This is a genomic window from Nocardia sp. NPDC003345 (assembly GCF_053589395.1).
Genome location: NZ_JBSFRU010000503.1, coordinates 1 through 2,926, shown reverse-complemented (window position 1 = coordinate 2,926; position 2,926 = coordinate 1). Strand labels below are relative to the sequence as shown.

The following is a 2,926-nucleotide window of genomic DNA, read 5'->3' as shown; positions in this document are numbered from 1 at the left end:
GATGAACGAGGACGACGAGGCCGAGGACCGCTGCGGGCTGGCCCTGGCCCGCGCCGATACCCGGGCGCTGCCACGCGGCTTCCGGCGCTGGGCGGGCCAGGGCTCCTATATCCTCTGCGGCCACGGGTTCCGGCCGCTGTGGCTGCTGGGCTGGGTAGGTGTGCAGATAGCGCTGTTCACCGGGGCCGCGCTGCTGCTGGAGAACCGGCAGCGGGCCTGGCCCACGGTCTATATGGGCGTCACCAGTTTCCTCAACCCGCTCGGCTACGGCGATACCGGCGAACTGCACGATATCGCCCGGGTGTTGTTCGTGATCGAAGGGTGGTCCGGGGCCGTCTCCATGTCCGTCTTCTTCGCGCTGCTGGTGCGCAAATGGTTCCGGATGTGAACGGCGCGGCTACCACTCGGAGTCGAATACCTTGTGCCGCAGCGCGTAGAGCGTCGCGACCGCGATATTGTCGCGGAGCCGGCCCGCGAGGGTGTTCCACTGCCGGGAGAAGCCCGGTTCGTTCGAGAGCTCTTTCCACAGGGCGCGCAGGGCCGACGGCGTATGCGCCCCCGGCATCCACAGGCCGGTGAGATGTTCCAGCGCCGGTGCGAGAATGTCCACCCGGTCCCGGCTGTGCAGCGCGAACCGGTCGGCTTCCTCGAGCACCCCGGCCAGGACGGTCAGCAGCCAGTCGTGCGCGGCGAGATCCTCGCAGAAACGTTCGGCGGCCGCGAGATCGGCCTCGGTCCGGACTATGAGCCGGACCGTGCGGCAGGTCTCGTCGTCCAGGTGCAGGGTGGCGGCCGGACCGGTGCTGCCACCGACACGCGCGATCCAGCGCAGCCGGGTCGCGCCGGTCTGCATCGGCGGGTTCTGGTCCAGCCGCGGGTCGGCACGCAACCGGGCCAGCAGCCGTTCGCTGATCGAGGCGAGGTCGAGCCGCTCACCGGTGGCCGCCTGCGTGAGATAGCCGTCCGCCAGCGCCGTCGCGGCGGAGGTTCGCTCCGGTAACCGGCTGATGACCTCCGTGACGCCCTTCTGGCTGATGTAGTGCGACCAGGTCTGCCGTCCCCGTTCGGAGGCCCGCACGACCCGGGTCCGCGCCGAGGACTGCAACACTCTGCCGCCGGTCAGGGCGAGCCGGGTGGCGACCGTGCCGACGATACGAGCCGTCGTCTCGCCCATGAGCAGATCGCAGTCGACGCCGACGGCGGTGGTGGGGGAGATGCCCAGGGTGCCCGGTCGCTCCCGCCAGCGGACCGCGCTTCCGGGCATCAGCGCCAGTAACTCGCTCGCCTCGGCGCGACCCAGCGCGGCCGCCGAGGGCAGCAGACAGGTGCGGACCTCGCCCAGCACGACCAGCGGCGCCGTCGAGGCCATCTCAGGACCCGTCTAGTAGCAGATGCGAGAGGCGCTCGCTGATCTTGCGCGGTACCACCACCGGGACCGGGTCGGCGGCACCCGCCTCGATCGTCTGCCGTACGACATCGTCGTCCAGATCGAGGTGATCGAGAACCAGCCGGACGGCGTGCTCGATGCCGATATACCGCTTCGGCAGCATGGACAGGGTCTGGTAGGCCGCGAACGGCGCGGCGTCGGGATTGAGCCGCACCACCGGCGGAACCTCGTGCCAGCGGTGCGGCCAGGGCTCGCCGTGCCACGGCTGCGGTTCCGCCACCACGGCGCCGTGATAACGCAACATGCCCAGGCGCAGCAGATGCCAGACCGCCGCCAGGAACGGGCACGACCACCGGGTCACCGAGACACCGTCGACGATCTCGTTGCTCCACAGCTGGACATCCAGGAAGATCGAATGCTCGCGCCGGCCGAATTCCTCCGGCGGTGTATACGCGCGGCTGCGCATGGCCTGCGCCTGTTCGTATTCCGAGGAACGCCTGCCGTTGCACAACCAGCCCGATTCGGCAGTGGGCGGACGCCGCCCGGTATCGGGAGGCGCGGGTTCGGCGACGATCCGCGCGGCCACCATCTCGGCGACCGGGATCGGCTCGCCGGACGGCACTCCGCCGGCGAACGCCGAGGTCTGCCAGCATCCGGATTCGCGGGCGAGATAGTCGATGGTCAGCCCGGCGTCGTCGGCGGCGGCCAGCAATTTGCCGAGGATCTCGGCGGCGTCGGTATCCGGCTGGAAGTAGTCGTCGATCAGGTAACACGTACTGACCCGCACTTCCGGCCCGTATTGCATCCGGGCCGATTCCATGAAGGCTGCGACCAGAGGCACTATCCGGCGGAACTCCGAGCGCACCCGGACGGGGTCGCCGGTGATGTCGTTCAGGTAGAAGTGGCCGACTTCGATCGACAGATGCGACATGGGAACCGGCGCGATATAGGGCTGATCGGTGGCCTCGGTGTAAACCTGCCTGTCGGGCATCTAGAGCCTCTCCCAAGTCGCGATATCGGCGAGGCGCCGGGCCAGTTCGGTATAGGCCAGTGCGGTTTCGGGGTTGGCGATATTGGCGTTGACATCGCTGTCGAGAATCAACTGCTCACGCCATTGCAGAATGGGTTCCATCGGGGTCGAGCCGATCACGGCGGTCGACCCCAGCCGGTTCGCGGTGGCGAGTCGGCGCAGGGCCACATCCTGTTCCTGCAACCAGGCCGCCTGCGCCGCTCGCTGCGCGGTGAGATGGGAACCGGCCGCGGGCACCGCGGTCCGCACATATCTGGTCGATCCGAGCAGATCCTCCGGGTTGTGCCCGCTGGCCGTGCCGGTGCTCAGCAGGCCGTGCGGGCCGTAGACCAGGCCCGCGGCCGCCAGGATGTGCTGGCGCGTCCAGCGGTGGAAGATCAGCCAGCGGGCGGTACGGCGACGCAGCTGTGGCAGTGCAGTAGCCCGCAGCGCGATATCGAGCGCCGCGGAGCGTCCGGCGCTCAGATCGACCACCACCACTCGGAATTCCTGTTCCAGAGCGACCAGCA

The 2,926-nt window shown here is 69.0% G+C and carries 4 protein-coding genes; 1 reads left to right on the top strand and 3 read right to left on the bottom strand.

Going from position 1 to position 2,926, the window contains the following annotated elements; translation table 11 throughout:
* Positions 1-388 (top strand): hypothetical protein (locus tag ACWDU1_RS31270; RefSeq protein ID WP_450004007.1); only part of this gene is annotated, 388 nt, incomplete at its 5' end.
* Positions 389-397: 9 nt separating this feature from the next.
* On the opposite strand, the gene ACWDU1_RS31265 is transcribed toward ACWDU1_RS31270, so the two are convergent.
* The 3 genes from ACWDU1_RS31265 to ACWDU1_RS31255 form a co-directional block, all read right to left on the bottom strand.
* On the bottom strand, positions 398-1,369 hold the full coding sequence (locus tag ACWDU1_RS31265; protein ID WP_450004005.1) for an SCO2521 family protein: 972 nt from the start codon (positions 1,367-1,369) through the stop codon (positions 398-400).
* Between the two features lies 1 nt (position 1,370).
* Entirely contained in the window at positions 1,371-2,378 is a 1,008-nt protein-coding gene (locus tag ACWDU1_RS31260) for an SCO2522 family protein (protein ID WP_450004003.1), read from the bottom strand.
* Positions 2,379-2,926: SCO2523 family variant P-loop protein (locus ACWDU1_RS31255; RefSeq protein WP_450004002.1), on the bottom strand; the 548-nt coding region annotated here is incomplete at its 5' end.

Bases quoted from the DNA above. Each gene is read 5' to 3' on its own strand.
- ACWDU1_RS31265 (WP_450004005.1), bottom strand. From the start codon at position 1,369: ATGGCCTCGACGGCGCCGCTGGTCGTGCTGGGCGAGGTCCGCACCTGT.
- ACWDU1_RS31260 (WP_450004003.1), bottom strand. From the start codon at position 2,378: ATGCCCGACAGGCAGGTTTACACCGAGGCCACCGATCAGCCCTATATC.